Raw genomic sequence first — 17,349 nt, forward strand, 5'->3', positions numbered from 1 at the left:
CGCATACCCCCTCGGGACGTGAGGTATCCCGTTCTCGCGTAGACGCCGCCGGATCGGGTATCCGGCTGACATGACGACCACCGCTGACCAGTCGCTCTGGCTCGCCGCGCTCCCAGCGAACCCCCGTCCCCCGCTGACCGGCCGGCACACCTACGAAGTGGCCGTGGTCGGGGGCGGCATCACCGGACTCACCACCGCGTTGCTGCTCAAGCGCCGTGGGTTGAACGTCGTGGTCCTGGAGGCGGACCGGGTGGCCTCGGGCGTGTCCGGCAACAACACCGCCAAGGTCACCGCACTGCAGTCCACGGTGTACTCGCAGATCCGGAGCAAGCACGGCCTCGTCGCCGCCACCGACTACGCCACCGCCTCCCTCGCGGCCGTGGCCCAGGTCGCCGAGCTCGCGAAGGGCATCGACTGCGACCTGCGCCGCGCCCCGGCCGTCACCTACGCGCTCACGGAGCAGGAGGTCAGGGACGTCGACCACGAGCTGATCACCACCCGCCAGGTCGGCCTGCCGGTCCGCAGCACCAAGGACGTCGACCTGCCGTTCGAGGTGCACGCGGCGGTCCGGCTCGACGACCAGATCGCGCTGCACCCGGTGAAGTACCTGCAGGGCCTGGCCGACGCGATCGACGGTGACGGCAGCCGGGTCTGCGAGCACAGCAGGGTCCTCGACGTGAGCGGCAACCGCGTGTCCACGGCGGACGGCGACGTCGACGCCGGGAAGATCGTGATCGCCACGCACTACCCGACGCTGGACCGGGGCCTGTACTTCGCGCGCCTCGAACTCACCCGCGCCTACTGCATCGCGGCCCGCGTGAGCACTCCGCCGCAGGCGCTCGCGATCAGCACCGGCAGCCCGTCGTGGTCGATCTCGGCGCACGGGGACAAGCTGATCCTCGCCGGCCAGAGCCACCCCACCGGCAAGCCCGCCGTGGAGCCGTTCCGCAGGCTGGAGGACTTCGCGCGCGAGCACTGGCAGGTCGAGGAGATCACCCACCGCTGGTCGGCGCAGGACCCGACCGCCTACGACCACCTGCCGATGATCGGCGGCTACACGCCGGGCAACACCACGATCTTCACCGCCACCGGCTACATGAAGTGGGGCCTGACCAGCGGCACGTTCGCCGCCTCGCTGCTCGCCGACCTGGTGACGGACAAGCCGAACGAGTTCGCCGAGCGGTTCAGCCCGCACCGGTTGTCGCTCAAGTCGCTGCCCACGCTGGTGAAGAAGAACGCCGAGGTCGCGGCGGAGATGATCGGCGACCGGATCGTGCCGGCCGACGCCACCTCCAGCGAGAACCTGCCGCCCGGCCAGGCCCACGTCATCCGTGACGGCCTAGGCAAGACCGGCGTCTACCGCGACGACGAGGGCCGGCTGCACGCGGTGTCGATGCGCTGCACGCATCTCGGTTGCCTGGTGCGGTTCAACGCCGCCGAACACAGCTGGGACTGCCCCTGCCACGGCTCCCGGTTCGACGTCGACGGCGAGGTGCTGGAGGGTCCGGCCACCCGGCCCCTCCCCCAACGCGAACCCCGCTAGGCGGCTGCTGATCCCGATCCCGAGCCGCGCTGCCCGTCCCGGTACTGAGGTTGATGAGGGGAGCTTTCCTCAACCTGAGGTTGAGGAAAGCTCCCCTCATCAACGTTGTCTCGCGTGCTCAGCCCTTGGCCACCAGGGTGAGCACGTCGTAGCGCGCGACGGACTCACCCTTCTGGTTCGTCACGTCGGCGTCCCACCGCACCTCGCCGTACTCCTGGTCCTCGCGCGGCGTGATCTGCTTGACGGTCAGCGTCACCGTCAGCCGGTCGCCGGGGAACGTCGGCGTGACGAACCGCAGGTTCTCGAGCCCGTAGTTGGCGAGCACCGGCCCCGGCTCCGGTGAGACGAACAGGCCGGCCGCGAACGACACCACCAGGTAGCCGTGGGCGACCCTGCCACCGAAGAACGGGTTCGCCGCGGCGGCTTCCTGGTCCATGTGCGCGTAGAAAGTGTCGCCGGTGAACGAGGCGAAGTGCTCGATGTCCTCCAGCGTCACCTCGCGAGGCCCGGCCACGACTGTGTCGCCCAGACGCAGCTCGGCCAGCGTCTTGCGGAACGGGTGCACCTCGTCCTCGTTGCGAGGCGCGCCCGTCACCCAGCGGTTCGTGATGGCGGCCAACGCGCGCGGGCTGCCCTGCACGGCCGTGCGCTGCATGTGGTGCAGCACGCCGCGCATGCCGCCCATCTCCTCGCCACCGCCCGCCCGTCCGGGACCGCCGTGTACCAGCATCGGCAGCGGCGAGCCGTGCCCGGTCGACTCGCCGGCGTCCTCGCGGTCGAGCACCAGCAAGCGTCCGTGCCACGGTGCCACGCCGATCACGACGTCACGCACGAAGTCGGTGTCCGCGGAGACGATCGACCCGACCAGCGACCCGGAACCGCGTGCGGCCAGGGCGACGGCGTCGTCGGCCGAGTCGTACGGCATCAGTGTCGACACCGGCCCGAACGCTTCGACCTCGTGCGGCTGCACGGCGTCGGCGGCCGCGCGCAGCAGCATCGGCGACATGAACGCACCGCGTTCGGCATCGGCGTCCACGAGGGACAGCGCGCCGTCGCCGTAGACGACCGAAGCGCTCTCCCGCAACGCCTTCAGCGACCGCCGCACTTCCTCGCGCTGCTCCAGCCCGGCCAGCGCACCCATCTTCACCGACCTGTCGGCGGGGTTGCCGATCACGACCTCGGCCAGCCTCGCCGCGGTCGCCTCGGCCACCACGTCCATCAGCGGGGCGGGCACCAGCGCACGCCGGATCGCGGTGCACTTCTGCCCGGCCTTGGTCGTCATCTCCGTCACCAGCTGCCCGACGAACAGGTCGAACTCGGGTGTGCCGGCGACGGCGTCCGGCCCGAGGATCGAGCAGTTCAGCGAGTCGGCCTCGGAGTTGAACCGCACCGACGACCGGATCACGGCGTGGTGCGTGCGCAGGTGCTGGGCGGTCGACGCGGACCCGGTGAACCCGACGAGGTCCTGCGCGGTCAGGTGGTCCAGCAGGTCGCCGGCCGAACCGCAGACCAGCTGCAGCGAGCCCTCGGGCAGCAGGCCGGAGGCGAGCATCAGCTCGACCAGCTTCTCCGTCACGTACGCCGTCTGCGACGCGGGCTTGATCAGCGACGGCACTCCCGCGATGAACGCGGGCGCGAACTTCTCGAGCGGCCCCCACATGGGGAAGTTGAAGGCGTTGATCTGCACTGCGACACCGCGCAACGGCGTGCAGATGTGCTGACCGACGAACGTGCCACCACGCCCGAGCGGCTCGACGGGACCCTCGACGTAGACCTTGTCGTTCGGCAGCTCGCGCTTGGCCTTGGACGCGTACCCGAGCAGCACGCCGAAGCCACCGTCGACGTCGATCCACGAGTCGGACCTCGTCGCGCCCGTGCGCGCGGACAACGCGTACAGCTCGGCCTTGTGCTCCTTCAGGTAGAGCCCGAGGCCCTTGAGCAGCTGCGCCCGCTGGTGGAAGGTGAGCTCGCGCAACGCGGGCCCGCCGACCTCGCGCCCGTACCGCAGCGCCGCACCCATGTCGATGCCCGCGGACGAGATCCGCGCGATCTCCTCCCCCGTGACGGCGTCGTGCAACGGCGCGCCCTCCGCCGGCGGCGTGTGCCATCCACCGGACACGTAGCTGCGCAGCAAGCTCATCGAGCCACCCCTTCTCAGCCGACGCCGATGGATCGTCATCGACCCGTCAGGCGGGGAAAACCCCCGGTTCAGGGGAGGTTTTCGCCGTGCGCAGCACCGTATCAGCCGACGACGAGGCCCTCAATCGATCTTCATTCGGCAGCCGCGCTCCCGCCTGGAGCGGCCTCCAGGTGCGACATGATCCACGACGCAGAACGCTCCCGCCGGACAGCGCCTGAACACCAAAGGGGCCCATGGCCAGTGAAGTCCACTGTAGACGGCAGTTCCGGTCTACAGTGGACAGCTTGTCCAGCGGCCCGACGCCGCGCCGGCGACCGTCACGCACAGGCGCGAGCCCGCACGTCCACTGATGCCCGAACAGGAGTTCCGCAGCTCGCAGCGGACCGTTCAGGGCGGATCCGCCATCGCGATCGTTAGGCTGGCGCCGTGGCCAACACCGACCCAGCCGTGCCCGACCGGCCGCTGCGGCGTGACGCGCAGGAGAACCGGCAGCGCGTCGTCGAGGCCGCTCGCGACGTGTTCGCCCTGCGTGGGTTGTCCGCGACCTACGACGACGTGGCGCAGCGGGCCGGTGTCGGCGTCGGCACCGTCTACCGACGGTTCCCGACCAAGGAACTGTTGCTGCAGGCAGCCCTCGAGGAGCGCCTGGAACAGCACGCGACAGCGATCGAGGCTGCTCTGCACGCCCCGACCGGCTGGGACGGGTTCGTCCTTTTTCTGCACCGTGCCGCCGAGCTGCACGCCGAAGACCAGGCCGTGCGCGACGTCGAGCTCGGCGCCGACTTCGACGAGCGGTATCTCACCGGGATCCGCGACCGCATCATGCCCGTCGTCGGACAGCTGGTCGATCGCGCGAAGGCCGAGGGATCGCTGCGGCCGGACGTCACCACCGAGGACGTTCCCGTGCTCCTGACGATGATCAGCGAGGTCGCCCTGCACAGCCGCGGGACGAGCCCGGCAGCCTGGACCCGGTACCTGCGGATAGTGGTCGACGGCCTTCGGAACGCGCCGGGAACCGGCGATCTCGGCGCGCCGATGAGCGGCGCCGACGCCGACGCACTCCTGCGGCGCTGGCTTCCCGGCACGTCGCGACGCCGGTAGGCCGGCCGCGGTGCGGCCGGGGCCGGCCTCGTACCGCCGGCCGCGGGCTGCGTCTCGGACCAGGTGGTGGAAACGCTGCTGCGCGGTCCCGCCGGGCGGCCCGCTGCCGCCCTGATCCGGCCGGGCGGCCCACTCCAACCCCGGAGAGGGCCGCCGCCGACCGTGCCGCGCGCCGGGCTATAGTCGCTCGACATTAAGTGGAGGCTAATCCTCCACTTCTATCTCCCGGAGCCGGCATGCGCGCCTACGAACTCACTGCCTTCGGCGGGCCCGAGGTACTCCGCCTCGGCATCCGGAGCGACCCGCTCCCAGGCCCGCGCGAGGTGGTGGTGGACGTCCGCGCCGCCGGACTCAACCCCATCGACATCCTGCAGCGGTCCGGCACCTTCCGGTTCGCCAATCCGACGCGGTTCCCCGTCGTGCCGGGGAACGAGTTCTCCGGCGTGGTCTCGGAGGTCGGTGCGGGGGTGACCGCGCTGTCCGTCGGCGACACCGTCTTCGGGCGCACCGACAAGGCCCGGCTGGGCGCGCTCGCGGAACGGATCTCCATCGAGGAGAGGTTGCTGGCACGCATGCCCCGCGGCCTGGACTTCGTCACCGCCGCCGCCGTTCCGCTCGCCGGCACGACGGCACTGCAAGCGATCAGGGACGCGCTGGACGTCCGAGCGGGAGACCGGCTGCTCATCACCGGCGGTTCCGGCATGGTCGGCATGTTCGCCATCCAGCTCGCCGCGCGCGTCGGCGCACGGGTGACGACGACCGCCTCGGCCCCGAGCGAGGCGTTTCTGCGCGACCTGGGCGCCGACGAGGTCATCGACTACCACACACAGGCGATCGACACCGGTTCCCGCTCCTTCGACAAGGTCCTCGACCTCGTCGGAGAGCCGCTCCGGGACGTGGTCGCGCGAGGTGGCCGCCTGGTCACGGTCGCGGCGACTCCTACTCCGGGCTCGATCCGGCACGACTACCCGATGGCCGCGTGGCGAGCCGCGGCGCTGGACGCCGCTCTCCGGCTCGCCACTTTCACGCCGCGCCGCCGCGCCCGGAAGGGTGGCTACACCTACCGATTCCTTTCCATGCGCCCGAACGGTGACGACCTGCGCGAGCTCGGCTCGTTGATCGATGACGGCGCGGTGCGCGTGAAGGTCGACAGCACCTATGACTTCACCCGCGCGGCCGAAGCCCTCGCCCGCGTCGAGTCGCGGCGGGCGAAGGGCAAGGTCGTTCTCGTGCTGCCCTGACGGCGCCGGCAACGGCACCCCGTCCGCCGCGCTACCACACTCGGTGCAGAACTCGGAGGGGTCAATCCCCCCTGGGAGACCGGGCGGCACTGTCCGGCCGGTCACCCGGCTCACAGGGAGTGAACGGCATGGGATCAGGACCTCGCGTCAGCGCGTTCCGAAGTTCTGCGTCCAGTAGTGGCCGTAGGTGGTGCTCTGCCGGTACTGGTGGCCGACACCGATGTCACGCAGGTTGCAGTTGAGGATGTTGGCGCGGTGTCCCGCGCTGTTCATCCACGAGCGCACGACGTCGGCGGCGCTGCGCTGGCCGGCCGCGACGTTCTCGGCGGCCCTGGTCCAGCGGGTGTAGCCCGCCCGTTCGATCCGGGTGACGAAGTTGCTGCCGTCCGAACCGGTGTGGCTCATGAAGTTGTGTGCGGCCATGTCCTGCGAGTGGCGCTGGGCCGCGGTGCTCAGGGCCGCGTTCTGCCGCAGAGCGGGGCAACCCGCCTTGGCGCGTTCGGCGTTCGTGAGGGCGATGACGTCTTCCTGCACGGTGGCCGCCGTGGCAGGAGGTGTGAGCAGGGCCGCCATCGCGAGGGTCGCCGCGGCGAGCAGGGAAGTGCGTAACGCGAGCATGGTTGTTCTCCTGTGCGTTCGAGATAGCACGAGTTGCAGGGGCACGGTTCCGGACGATCGTCTTGCCAGGAAACGAAAGGAGAGCTGGGTGGCCCCAGCTCTCCTTCAGCGTCGGGAAGATCCGCCTGGGCGCTCTTCCCCGCGCTCCAGCGACGTCAGACGATCTCCCAGCTCACGGAGATGATGCCGAGCGAGGTGTTGGCCAGCCGGGAGAAGGCCGGCTGGCTGAGGTCGATCTTGTTGCTCGCGCAGCTGGGACACTTGTCCTTGATCGGCACGGTGATGGTGCGGCCGTTGTGGGTGACCCGGATCGACTTGCGGCACAACGGGTCGTTGTTCGGGTTGGGCGTCGTCCACAGCGCGGCGGGCGCCGCGACCAGCAGTTCGGTCGCCGCGTTGATCCGGGTGCCGCAGGCGCCGTAGCCGGCGTCGTTGTAGTAGCTGGCGGTTCCGTTGACAGCGGCCGCGGTGCCGGTGAAGGTGAACGAGATGACCGCGGCCGACGCGATGGCGCCGAGCACCTTGGCGATGGACTTCATGGTTTCCCTCCAGGGAGTGTGATCGCGCGCCGGCTCAGGACACGCGGTTGAAGGTGACCGTGAATCCGGTGCAGTTCGCGCACTGGTACATGGTCTGGTTGCCCGGCTCGGTGTCCTGTTTGGACCACGCGTAGGCCTTGGGGCAGCGGGACTTGATGGTGTTGCTGTAGTCGGTGGGCGCGTCGCGGTTGGGGTTGACGCAGTTGATGCGCTGACCGTTGGCGCCGTACTTGACGTACGCGGGGTTGCAGTAGGGCAACAGGTTCTCCGGGCAACCGGCGGTGCCACACGAGCGGGAACCGGGGTCCACGACAGCGTTGACCGGGGTGATGGTCACCGGTACGGAGAAGGCGTTGACGTAGCTGACGTTGTACCAGGGGGCGAGCCGGTCGCGGGAGTCGAAGTTGAACTCGGCGAGGCTGGCCGGCTGCTCACCGAGGGCACATCGGTCGGCGTAGATCCCGCAGTCGCCCACCGCACAACGGAAGTTCGCGCCGGAGGTCCCCGTGCAGCCCTGCCGGGCGAAGAACTTGCCGCGCCAGTGACCGGGTGCGGCCGTCTCGGGAATCCTGATGGTCGCGGACTGGCCGTTCTGCAGCGTGGGCATGTTCGTCAGTGCCCGGGAACCGTCCGCGTTGACGGCGCTGCCGACCCAGATCGTCTGACCTGTGTTGTTGACGAAGGTGACCGTGTGGTCGATCGCCGCGCTGGCCGTGGGCGCGGCGGCCCCGGTGACAGCCAGGGCGAGCGCGAGCAGTGCCATCACCCAGCGGCCGAGTGGTCGTGTGAGCATCTGAGGAGCTCCCTCCTGCGAAAACCGGCGCGGGCGCGCCGGATGTCGTCAGGGCTCCACGATCACCTGGGGCAGGCACCCGAAACTTCACGGTGAGTCCGCAAAGTTTCCGGGCGGACCCCGGTCACGGCCACGGGTCGGCAGAGGTCGCCGGCAGCCGGGCCCACCTGGTGACCTGCAACTCCCGCCGGCCCGACAGCCCGAGCTTGCGGTAGACCCTGGTCAGGTGCAGCTCGACGGTCCGCGTCGCCATCGCGAGCTTCGCCGCGATCTCCCTGTTGTTCAGGCCGGTGCGGACGAGCCGGGCGACCTCCGCCTCGACGGAGGTCAGCACCGGTTCGAGGTCAGGCGACGCGGCGACACCACCCATGGCCTCTTCGACCCGCCGCACGAGGACGGCGTGGCCGACGTCCAGGGCCGTGGCGCGCGCTCGCGCGTAGATCTCGCGTGCTGCCACCTGTTTGCCGTGTGCGGTGAGGCGATCTCCGTAGTCGCAGAACACTTCCGCGAGTTCCATCCTGGCGTGTGCCAGTTCCAGCAAGCGGATCGCACGCTCGTAGGTCAGAAGGTCCTCGCCGTTGGGAGGACTTGCTCCCGCGACCGCCGACAGGCTCCAGCCGAGGGTTCTGGGTTCGCCCCAGCGGGCCGCGGCGGTGTGCTCCTCGATCGCCAGGTGCACGGCCCTGCCGGTGTCGCCGCACGCCAGCGCGGCACGCGCGGCCTGGGAGCGCCAGGGCAGGACAGCGGGGTTGCCGACACCGGCCTCGGCGAGCGCCTGACCACACGCCAGATGATCCGACAGGGCGTCGTGCGGGCGGTCCACGGCCATCGCCACCGCTGCCCTGGCCGCGAGCAGCAGCGGACGGCCGGGGTGGCGGGCATCGATCATCGTGTCCGCCTCGTGGGCGAGCAGCGCCGCTTCGGCACCACACCGGTCCCCGCGGGCGACGAGCAGTTCCACCGTCCAGAGCAGTGCGACCGGGCGGATCTCGTCCACCTTGCCGTTGTCGCGCAACACGTCGAGCAGTGAGGAGAACCTCGCGAGGTCACCGGTGCGGCGAGCGACGCCGGCCCTGGCCAGCAGCACGTGCTCCGCCATCACGTGGTCACCGGGACTCTCTTCGAGCACGGCGAGGCTGTACTCGTCGGCGGCGACGAGCTCGCCCGCGCAGACGAGCGTTCCCAACGCGCGCGACATGCACAGCGCGCTCTCGCGGCAGACGGGACTCGCCAGCGCCTGCTCGGCCGTCTGGACGGCCTCTGTCCAGTTCTTCCCCGCGACGAGCAGACCGGCGGCGGTGGCCGCGGGGCACTCGTGGCCCGGATCAGCCGACCACCAGTAGCGCCGAGTTGAGACGGAAGTGGTTCGGTTCGCGTGACGGCGTGCCGAACCGGGTTCTGGAGCGTTCACGGGCAGCCCGCTCATGCCGTCGGGACGAACGCCCGGCGAAGCCCAGGCCTCCCCGCCACACCCATCTTGCGGTAGACGGCGGTGAGGTGGAACTCGACGGTGCGCAACGTCAGACTCAGCTCGGCGGCGATCTCGCGGTTCGACCTCCCGGCCCTGGCCAGCAAGGCGATCCGGCGTTCCTGTCTGCTCAGGGTCGATTCGCCGTCGTTGCGCAACAGCCGTGACGCCAGCACGTCCACCGCCTGAGTCCACTGTGCACAGGACGCGTCGGCCGCCGCCTCGCGCAGCAACCGGGTGTGCTTGCGGGCGCGCTCGATCTCACCGCGCGCGAGCAGGAGCTGCGCCAGGTCGTGGCGTGCGCGCAAGGCCTCGCCCGCGCTGGAGGCCCGCCCCAGATAGGTGATCGCTTCCTCGAGCAGGACGTCGTCACCGCCGGCGGCCAGGGCGCAGGCGTGCAGGCCGAGTCCGATGCCCCGTGGCCCGCCCCACCGTCTCGCCGCGACCAGGTCCTTGTCGGCGCAGATCCTCGCGAGCAGGAGATCTCCGCTGTCGGCGGCAGCCAGGGCCGCCGACGACCGCCAGGGCAGCACCGCCGGGTTGACGACACCCCACGTACCGAGCCGGCGCCCGCATTCGAGGAACTCGTCCAGTGCCGCGGCGGCCTGCCCCTCGGCCAGCAGGAGCCGGCCCCGCGCGAAGTACACCTCGGCACTGTCCGGATGCTCGGCCAGCGCGCCCGCCATGCGCTCGGCCTCCAGCACGGCGCGTGCCCTGTCGAGTTCGCCGCCCTCGACGAGCGCGGACACCAGCCACGCGACGGCGACGGCCCGCAGCCGCGGCCGGACGCCTCTGCCGAGCGCGCCGTCCAGCAACCGGACCGCCGCGCGAGGATCCCCGCGCCGCAACGTGATCCGGCCGCCGAGGAGGTCGTGGACGTCCCTGTCGCGGCCGGCCGGCCGCCACCGGCCACTACCCGCGGCGGCAGCCCAGTACCGGTATGCCGACGCGACCTCGTCGGCGTGCGTCAGGACCATCACCGCCTGCCAGAACGTGCCGGCGTCCAGCGGCTCCACCGATGTCAGCACGCGCTGCACGGTGTCGACGGCCCCGGCTCGACCGGTACCGCGGTTCGCCGCCTGCACGGCGCGGAACACGAGAGCCCGCGCGGCCGGCAGACCCTGTCCGGTGCCAGGTCGCTGACATGTCTTCGAGCCCCCTGGCAGGTAGGTCAGGGCACCCAGCTCCAGTCCGGAAACCGCGTGGCCCGCGCAGAGCACCCGAGCCACCGCGTCACCGGCGAGCCGGTCCGCCTCATTCCACCGTCCATTCCGGACCAATTTCATTCGCGTGCGGCGAACCTCGTCGAGCGGACCGTTGTTCGTCACTTCGACGGCGTCCTTTCCCTGCTCGGATCGTACTCCGGTTCTCAGCCGACCAATTGATACGCCGCGTCACTTTCGTTCAGCATTGTGTCCGTCCGGCGAACCGTTGACACAGCGGCGCTGAACAGCGAAAACGCTTGATCAAATCACCTGGCGGCCCTTCTTGGGACCGTCTTGAATAGACGGTCACCTGGTCTGGACCATACCGGCAAACACCCCTTGACTGAACCGCCACTTTTCTGTTCTTCGTCACTTGCCGAACCACAATTCGAGGAGTATTTGAAGACACAACGGCCTTCGAGAACCGCCTCCAGGCCGATGCGCCCAGGCCACCCTCGCGTCCGCACCACCGAGGGCAGGAGGCGATGTGGTCACCGACCGCCTGGGGCAGAGATATCAGCAGCCGATCTTGATCTGAGGTGATCCTTCCGGACCGGTGTCGTGGTTCTTGTCCGGCAGATCCGACAGCGGCCGGCTACGAGCGACCTTGCCGGCGGACACGGGCGCATCAGCCAGAACCGCTGCACCACCCGCGCCCTCAGTGGCCGAGATTCTGCCGCCGGCCGGCGACGACCGGCCACCACGTTCCGAATTGAGACTCGATCCGCCCCGGATTTGCCCGCAAGGAATGCCTTCCGTAGCTTCTCCAGCAATTCCCGTGGTGATGGAATCATTTGGAGGGCTGTCCAGAATGCGGAAGACGACCAGGATCGCGGTCTCCGGCGTGGCTGCGCTGGGACTTGTGCTGGGTACCGCCGCGCCTGCGTTCGCGGTCCACGAGATCAACCTCGCGGAGTGCAACTTCGAGTCGCGCCAGTACTTCACGATCTGGGACAACCAGGCCGGCCCGAAGATCAAGCGGTGTTTCGCGGACGCCGGCACGATGGAGGTCCGATCGTCGCACGTCGGCGGGTTCAGTTCGGGTAACAACGCGGGCTGGTTCGAGTACGAGCCCGGCGACGGCTGGCGTTACCGGCACTACTTCAAGAAGTGGGAGACCATCAACAAGAACTACAGCTGGATGGGCACCCTGCACATCGACTAGGTCGTGAAGACGGATCGACGAGCCGGGTTTGTGACCTGCGGCCGAGTCCGTCAGGGCCGCGGAGGGCTGCGATCGGCTGACAGCAGGGCGGCACAGGCGAAGCGCGCCAGCCGTTCGGGCAGGCCGCGCGGGTCGTGGCGGGAGATGAACAGCCAGGACAGGATGGCGCCGCCGAACACGGCGTGGAACAGGTCGACGTCCGGCGTCCTCGTCAGCTCACCGCGGCGTACCGCTCGCTCCAGCAGTTCGGCGTTGCCAGCCCGTTCCGGCTCCACGAAGGCCCGCGCGAACCGTTCGGCCGGCGCCGGATCGGCACCGATCTCGCCGAGCAGGCTGAGCAGTGCGGCGGAGGCGGCCGGGTTGCTCAGATGGCCGACGATCACCCGCGCCAGCGCGGTCAGATCGCCCTCCAGAGACCCGGTGTCGGGCGGGACGTCCAGCGTCGTGCCGTGAACGGCCGCGGCGAACACCATCTCCTGCTTCGTGGCGTACCGCCGGTAGATCGCCGCTTTCCCGACCGCGGCACGGGCGGCGACGGCGTCCATGGTCAGCCCGGCGTAACCGACCTCGGCCAGCAGTTCCCGGGCGGCCGTGGTGATGGCTTCGTCCACCCGGCTGTCGCGAGGCCGCCCGACTGATTGCCCAGATCGTTCCATTGTGTCAGGATACGGCACCGCTAGTTCCGAAACTGCTCGTATCGAAAGGGCGGTGCGGGGCCGACGGCAGTCAAACCAGTGGCACAGGGGGAAATTCGCGTGAGTACCGCAACTCGTCCAACGACGGCGAACGCCACTGAGGACTTGACGAGACAACGCCGCGGCCGGCGGGCGGCATACGTGGCGAGTGCCGGCGCGATCGGGTACGGCCTGCCGCACCTGTGGTGGGGCCTCGGCGTTTCGGCGATGTTCCCCGGTGACTTCGAGGCCGCGACCGCGACGGGCAACGCGGCCATCGGTTACTGGGGATTCGGCCTGTTCTCCATCATCGCCGCCGCCGGGCCGCTCGCCCTGGTTCAGGACTGGGGACGGATCTTCCCCCGCAGGCTGGTGCTCATCCCCAGCTGGCTGGTGTCGGTCGCCTTGACGGCCTGGGGCCTGGGGTACTTCTACCTGCGGTACTTCCTGGCGGTCGGGCGGGTGGAACCCGGCCCCCGTTTCGTGAGCCAGGACGCCCATCCACAGGCCGCGTGGGGCCTTCTCTGGTATGCCGATTTCCTGATCATCGGGGTCGCTCTCGCCATCGCCACCGTGCACTACCAGCGGCGCACGCGGACTCGGCCATGAGCGCATCGGGGTACGGCGCATGACCGCCACTGATCCCGCGGTCGCCCACGCCTCCTTCGCTGCGGTCGCGATCACCGAGGCACCCCGATGGGCACGGATGGCAGCTCACGTCACGGCACTGCTGGCCGTGCCGTCGGGCTTGTGGCGGGTCGGCCTGGCGCTCGGTTTCCCGTTGGGCCACACCGAACAGGGCCTGCGTGACCTCGTCGGCACGACCTGGTGGGGGCCGGCGTCCCTGGTCGCCCTCAGCGTGCTCTGCGAGGCCGCCGCCTTGCTGACGCTCGGCCTGGTGCGGCGCTGGGGCGTGATCACACCTCGGTGGATTCCGTTCGCCGGCGGGCGGATCATCCCGCGCAGAGCTGTTCTCGTGGCGGCGTGGACCGGCGTCGCGATCCTCACCGCCCTGTGGACGCCGTTCCTGTTCTGGTGGGCGATGCCGGGCGACGGCATGACCCCCACCGGGCAGTTGGTCATCGGATTCCTGTACCTGCCACTGGTGGCCTGGGCGCCACTGCTCGCCGCGGTCACTCTGTCCTACCAGCGTCGGCGCCGCTGATGCTGTCGCAGCACTGATCAGGAGCCGAACAGCGCGGTGCAGTGCCCGGCGAACGCGTGGGCGCGGCGCGTCAACGGCCCGCCGCCGGCCCAGCCCAGCACGACCGGCGTAGTCGGCACAGCGTCACGCAACTCCACCGCCACCACCTCCAATCCCTCGTACGAGAAGCTCACGACCGGCTGCTGAACGGTGATCGAGTAGCCGATCCCGCGCGCCACCAGCGACCGGGCGAGCTCGAAGCTGCGGGCCCGGTGCGCCACGACCATCTCGACGCCGGCGGCGGCGAACACCGAACGGAAGTAGCGCTCGCTCGGCGGGACGTCGAGCAGTACGAACGGATCGTCCGCGAGTTCGCGCAGCGAAACAGCGCGGCGGCGGCACAACCGGTGCCCTGCGGGCAGCAGGACCTTGGGCGGCTGGTCGTACAACGTCGTGGTCGCGATCCCGGGCAGCAGGTCCTGGTCGTAGAGGAACGCGATCTCGCAGCGTCCGGCGATCAGGTCAGCACCGATCTCCGGCAGGCTGCCCTCCACGAACCGGACGGACACCTCCGGGTGCGCCCGTTCGAACGTCGCGATCGCCGCGGGCAGGTGGAACGGTGCGATCGGCGCGTAGCAGCCGACGGTCAGCACGCCGCTGATCTGCCGGCTGAGCCCGCGCGCCTCGACACCGAGGTCGCCCATCGCACCGACCACGCGGCGGGCGTCCGCGAGGACCTGGGTGCCCGCCGCCGTCAACGCCGCACCACGGCGTGGTGACCGCACGACCAGATGGAGGTCCAGAGTTCGTTCCAGCTCACTCAATGCCAGCGAGATCGCGCCCTGGGAGACGTGACATCGGGCGGCAGCGGCCGTCACCGAACCGGTCTCGGCCACCGCTATCAGGTATTCGAGCTGCCGCACGGTCACGTTGGGCAGATTCATGAGCAAAGCTTATAGCTGGCTTGAGTAAGTTGACTGGTCAAAAGAGTCGGACCGGAGCACCGTCGGGACCGTGACCCGACCGCACCGCCACCCGTTCATCCCGTACACCCCGCCCCGGCTGCCGATCGAGGATGGACTCGACCGCGGCAGGGCGTTCCACCGGCTGCTCGACGCACGCCGGTCCGTACGCTGGTTCTCGCCCGATCCCGTTCCGGCGGAAGCGATCGAGCTGGCGGTCCGTGCCGCGAACACCGCCCCGAGCGGCGCGCACCAGCAGCCGTGGCGGTTCGCCGCCACCCGGGACACCGAGCTCAAACGGCGCATCCGCGAAGCAGCCGAGGACGAGGAGCGCCGCTTCTACCACGAGCGCGAGCTCCCGGAATGGCATGCGGCGCTGGCACGTCTGGAGACCGACGCCACCAAGGAGTTCCTGGAAGTCGCGCCGTGGCTGGTGGTCGCGTTCGCGCAGAAGCAGCAGGACGGCAGGAAGACCTACTACACCAACGAAAGCGTCGGCATCGCGTGCGGCTTCTTCATCGCGGCACTGCATTCGATGGGGCTCGCGACGCTGACGCATACGCCGAACCCCATGACGTTCCTGAGCGACCTGCTGGGGCGGCCCGGCGAACGGCCGTACATCCTGTTCCCGATCGGCTATCCCGCCGACGACTGCGAGGTGCCGGACCTGCGGCGCAAGCCCCTCGACGAGGCGCTCACCTTCGTCGGCGGACTTGCCTGATCGTCCCGGCGCGGAGGAGCATCGGCCGCGTGGACGAACTACGCGCGCTGATCACCAAGCACGCCACCCCGGACCTGACCACGGCCATCCCGGACGTCCTGGTCTCCCGGACCACCGTCGGCGGCCCGCCCGCCCCGTCGATGACCGGCACGATCCTCGCGTTCGTCGCCCAGGGCCGCAAGCGCATCGCGTTGGGTGAGCGCGTCTACGACTACCGGGCCGGCCAGTACCTGGTGGCCTCGATCGACATGCCGATCACCGGCAACTACGTCGGCATCAGCCCGTCGGCACCCGCTCTCGGCCTCGGCCTGGTCCTGCGCCCGGAGCAGGTGGCCGGACTGCTGCTGGCCGGTGACCTCCCGGCACCGGCCGGCACGCCGGAGGGGCTGGCCGTCAGCGACGCCGGTCCGGAGCTCGTCGACGCCGTGACCAGGCTCGCGCGGCTCCTCGACCGGCCGCGCGACGCGAAGGCGTTGGCACCGTTGGTCAAACAGGAGATCCTCTGGCGGGTGATGACCGGCGAGCAGGGCGCGGTCGTGCGCCAGCTCGGCGCCCAGGACAGCAGCCTCAGCCACATCGCCAGGGCGGTCAGGTGGATCCGCGAGAACTACGCCGAGTCGTTCAAGGTCGCGAACGTCGCGCGGATCGCGGGGATGAGCGAGTCGGCGTTCTACCGCAACTTCCAGGCCGTCACGGCGATGAGCCCGATCCAGTTCCAGAAGCAGATCCGCCTGCAGGAGGCCAGGTTGCTGCTCGCGACGAACCGGGACGTGACGAGCGTGAGCCACCAGGTCGGCTACGACAGCCCGTCGCAGTTCAGCCGCGAGTACCGGCGCCAGTTCGGCACACCGCCCAGCCAGGACGCGCGGCTCACCCTCCTGCCCGCTCTCTGAGGTCCAGGTAGACCGCGCGGACCTCCAGGGTCCGTTCGACCTTCTCCAGCACCGGCGCGAAGAACTGGCGCCGGTGCTCGGCGTCGCTCATCGAGATCACCGAGAAGTACATGCTGCCGAACGCGGCGAACAGCGTGGCGTTGCGCAACATCGCCGACGGCACCCCGAGCAACGAGAGAGCGGGCGGCGCCCCGATCCACTGCTCTGCGATCGCCGGCGTGACGACGATCAGGCCCAGCAGCACGAAGAACGCGAACAGCGCGAGCCCGACCACGGCGGCCTGCACGAGCTGGCGGATCGCGAGCATCACCAGCAGGTTGCGCAGCTGCCGGCCGTTCAACCGCCTCGGCGCCAACGGTTCGGTGATGTCCACACCGGACAGCGGCGTGCCCTTGCACGCCACCGTCAGGATCTCCGGCCGCAGGTCCTGCTCGACCCGGCCGATCTCGTCGCGCAACCGGGCGGCCGCGGCCAGCACGGTGATCGCGGCGAACAGCAGCACGACCAGGCTGACCCTCGGCCAGGGCAGCTGGTTCATCGCCTGCCACAGCTCACCGGTGAAGAACAGGAACAGCGTCACGAACAGCATCGGCGGCAGCGCGCGGCCGAGCAGGTGCACGCTGTTGCGCAGGTCCGCGATCACGTGCCGGATAGCGGCCCTGAGCAGCGCGCCCAGGCCGTAGGTGGTCGCCAGCATCGTCGCCACGAAGGCGAACCCGAAGACGACGACGAACCACACCAGGGCGGCCCACACCGAGTCGGGTTCCTCGTCCCCGTCCGGTGCGGTGAACCTGATGTCGATGGCGAACTGCACCACCGGCGTGATCACCGGTATCACCGCATAGGCGACCAGCACCAGCACCGTCGTGCGCGGCGAAAAGCTCGGCATCCGCCGCACGAACAACGAGAGCAGGACCCACGCCGACACCATCACCGCGACGATCAGGCCGAGCAGGACCCACCGCGACAGCCCGGACGACTGCTGCAGCACCAGCCACGCGAGGCTGCCGACGGCGACGAACGTCAGCGCGGGCAACATCCGCGGCAGCACGTGCGACCGGAAGCCGTAGCCCTCGATCATGGTCGGCGCGCCCTGCCGCACGAACCAGCGCTCGGTTCGCCGCACCAGCTCCGCAGTCACG

Annotated in this window: 17 protein-coding genes; 8 read left to right on the forward strand and 9 right to left on the reverse strand. The window is 69.9% G+C overall.

What is annotated here, in order from left to right:
- Positions 1-70 precede the first annotated feature (70 nt).
- Positions 71-1,543 (forward strand): FAD-dependent oxidoreductase, encoded by a 1,473-nt coding sequence (locus tag ACRSBM_RS23300; protein ID WP_434445958.1) that lies wholly within the window; start codon positions 71-73, stop codon positions 1,541-1,543.
- Between the two features lie 118 nt (positions 1,544-1,661).
- On the opposite strand, the gene paaZ is transcribed toward ACRSBM_RS23300, so the two are convergent.
- A complete protein-coding gene (gene paaZ / locus ACRSBM_RS23305; protein ID WP_434445960.1) occupies positions 1,662-3,683 on the reverse strand; it encodes a phenylacetic acid degradation bifunctional protein PaaZ in 2,022 nt (673 codons plus the stop codon).
- A 426-nt stretch (positions 3,684-4,109) separates the two neighbouring features.
- On the opposite strand from paaZ, the gene ACRSBM_RS23310 reads away from it, so the two are divergent.
- Positions 4,110-4,784 carry a TetR/AcrR family transcriptional regulator gene (locus tag ACRSBM_RS23310; RefSeq protein ID WP_434445962.1) on the forward strand — a complete coding sequence of 225 codons (675 nt, stop codon included), beginning with the start codon at positions 4,110-4,112 and terminating at the stop codon, positions 4,782-4,784.
- A gap of 236 nt (positions 4,785-5,020) precedes the next feature.
- Positions 5,021-6,025, forward strand: coding sequence for an NADP-dependent oxidoreductase (locus ACRSBM_RS23315; protein ID WP_434445964.1), 1,005 nt, complete (start codon positions 5,021-5,023; stop codon positions 6,023-6,025).
- A 147-nt stretch (positions 6,026-6,172) separates the two neighbouring features.
- Here ACRSBM_RS23315 and ACRSBM_RS23320 read toward each other — a convergent pair whose 3' ends face one another.
- The 5 genes from ACRSBM_RS23320 to ACRSBM_RS23340 form a co-directional block, all read right to left on the reverse strand.
- The gene (locus ACRSBM_RS23320) at positions 6,173-6,643 is read right to left on the reverse strand and encodes a CAP domain-containing protein (RefSeq protein ID WP_434445965.1); all 471 of its coding nucleotides are present in this window, start codon (positions 6,641-6,643) and stop codon (positions 6,173-6,175) included.
- 155 nt (positions 6,644-6,798) lie between these two features.
- The gene (locus tag ACRSBM_RS23325) at positions 6,799-7,182 is read right to left on the reverse strand and encodes a cysteine/serine endopeptidase inhibitor (RefSeq protein ID WP_434445967.1); all 384 of its coding nucleotides are present in this window, start codon (positions 7,180-7,182) and stop codon (positions 6,799-6,801) included.
- 34 nt (positions 7,183-7,216) lie between these two features.
- Positions 7,217-7,975, reverse strand: a complete 759-nt coding sequence (locus ACRSBM_RS23330) for a thaumatin family protein (protein WP_434445969.1) — start codon at positions 7,973-7,975, stop codon at positions 7,217-7,219.
- 124 nt (positions 7,976-8,099) lie between these two features.
- Complete coding sequence (locus tag ACRSBM_RS23335; protein WP_434445971.1) at positions 8,100-9,386, reverse strand: response regulator transcription factor; 1,287 nt, start codon at positions 9,384-9,386, stop codon at positions 8,100-8,102.
- Between the two features lie 11 nt (positions 9,387-9,397).
- The gene (locus ACRSBM_RS23340; RefSeq protein WP_434445973.1) at positions 9,398-10,672 is read right to left on the reverse strand and encodes a LuxR C-terminal-related transcriptional regulator; all 1,275 of its coding nucleotides are present in this window, start codon (positions 10,670-10,672) and stop codon (positions 9,398-9,400) included.
- A 787-nt stretch (positions 10,673-11,459) separates the two neighbouring features.
- On the opposite strand from ACRSBM_RS23340, the gene ACRSBM_RS23345 reads away from it, so the two are divergent.
- A complete protein-coding gene (locus tag ACRSBM_RS23345) occupies positions 11,460-11,813 on the forward strand; it encodes a beta/gamma crystallin domain-containing protein (RefSeq protein WP_434445975.1) in 354 nt (117 codons plus the stop codon).
- A 50-nt stretch (positions 11,814-11,863) separates the two neighbouring features.
- Here ACRSBM_RS23345 and ACRSBM_RS23350 read toward each other — a convergent pair whose 3' ends face one another.
- Positions 11,864-12,424 carry a TetR/AcrR family transcriptional regulator C-terminal ligand-binding domain-containing protein gene (locus tag ACRSBM_RS23350; protein WP_434445977.1) on the reverse strand — a complete coding sequence of 187 codons (561 nt, stop codon included), beginning with the start codon at positions 12,422-12,424 and terminating at the stop codon, positions 11,864-11,866.
- Between the two features lie 189 nt (positions 12,425-12,613).
- On the opposite strand from ACRSBM_RS23350, the gene ACRSBM_RS23355 reads away from it, so the two are divergent.
- Both ACRSBM_RS23355 and ACRSBM_RS23360 read left to right on the forward strand, forming a co-directional pair.
- Positions 12,614-13,096 (forward strand): DUF3995 domain-containing protein, encoded by a 483-nt coding sequence (locus tag ACRSBM_RS23355; RefSeq protein WP_434445979.1) that lies wholly within the window; start codon positions 12,614-12,616, stop codon positions 13,094-13,096.
- Positions 13,097-13,115: 19 nt separating this feature from the next.
- Entirely contained in the window at positions 13,116-13,652 is a 537-nt protein-coding gene (locus tag ACRSBM_RS23360) for a hypothetical protein (protein WP_434445981.1), read from the forward strand.
- Between the two features lie 17 nt (positions 13,653-13,669).
- On the opposite strand, the gene ACRSBM_RS23365 is transcribed toward ACRSBM_RS23360, so the two are convergent.
- The gene (locus ACRSBM_RS23365; protein WP_434445983.1) at positions 13,670-14,575 is read right to left on the reverse strand and encodes a LysR family transcriptional regulator; all 906 of its coding nucleotides are present in this window, start codon (positions 14,573-14,575) and stop codon (positions 13,670-13,672) included.
- Between the two features lie 70 nt (positions 14,576-14,645).
- Between ACRSBM_RS23365 and ACRSBM_RS23370 the strand changes: the two genes are divergently transcribed.
- Both ACRSBM_RS23370 and ACRSBM_RS23375 read left to right on the forward strand, forming a co-directional pair.
- Positions 14,646-15,314: a nitroreductase family protein gene (locus ACRSBM_RS23370; RefSeq protein ID WP_434445985.1), complete on the forward strand. Its 669-nt coding sequence runs from the start codon at positions 14,646-14,648 to the stop codon at positions 15,312-15,314.
- Positions 15,315-15,343: 29 nt separating this feature from the next.
- On the forward strand, positions 15,344-16,207 hold the full coding sequence (locus tag ACRSBM_RS23375) for an AraC family transcriptional regulator N-terminal domain-containing protein (RefSeq protein ID WP_434445987.1): 864 nt from the start codon (positions 15,344-15,346) through the stop codon (positions 16,205-16,207).
- Here ACRSBM_RS23375 and ACRSBM_RS23380 read toward each other — a convergent pair.
- Positions 16,185-17,348 (reverse strand): hypothetical protein, encoded by a 1,164-nt coding sequence (locus ACRSBM_RS23380; RefSeq protein ID WP_434445989.1) that lies wholly within the window; start codon positions 17,346-17,348, stop codon positions 16,185-16,187. The genes ACRSBM_RS23375 and ACRSBM_RS23380 overlap by 23 nt on opposite strands.
- Position 17,349 lies beyond the last annotated feature (1 nt).

Origin of the sequence: Lentzea xerophila (assembly GCF_051094245.1) — a bacterium.
Taxonomy (GTDB): Bacteria; Actinomycetota; Actinomycetes; order Mycobacteriales; family Pseudonocardiaceae; genus Lentzea; species Lentzea xerophila.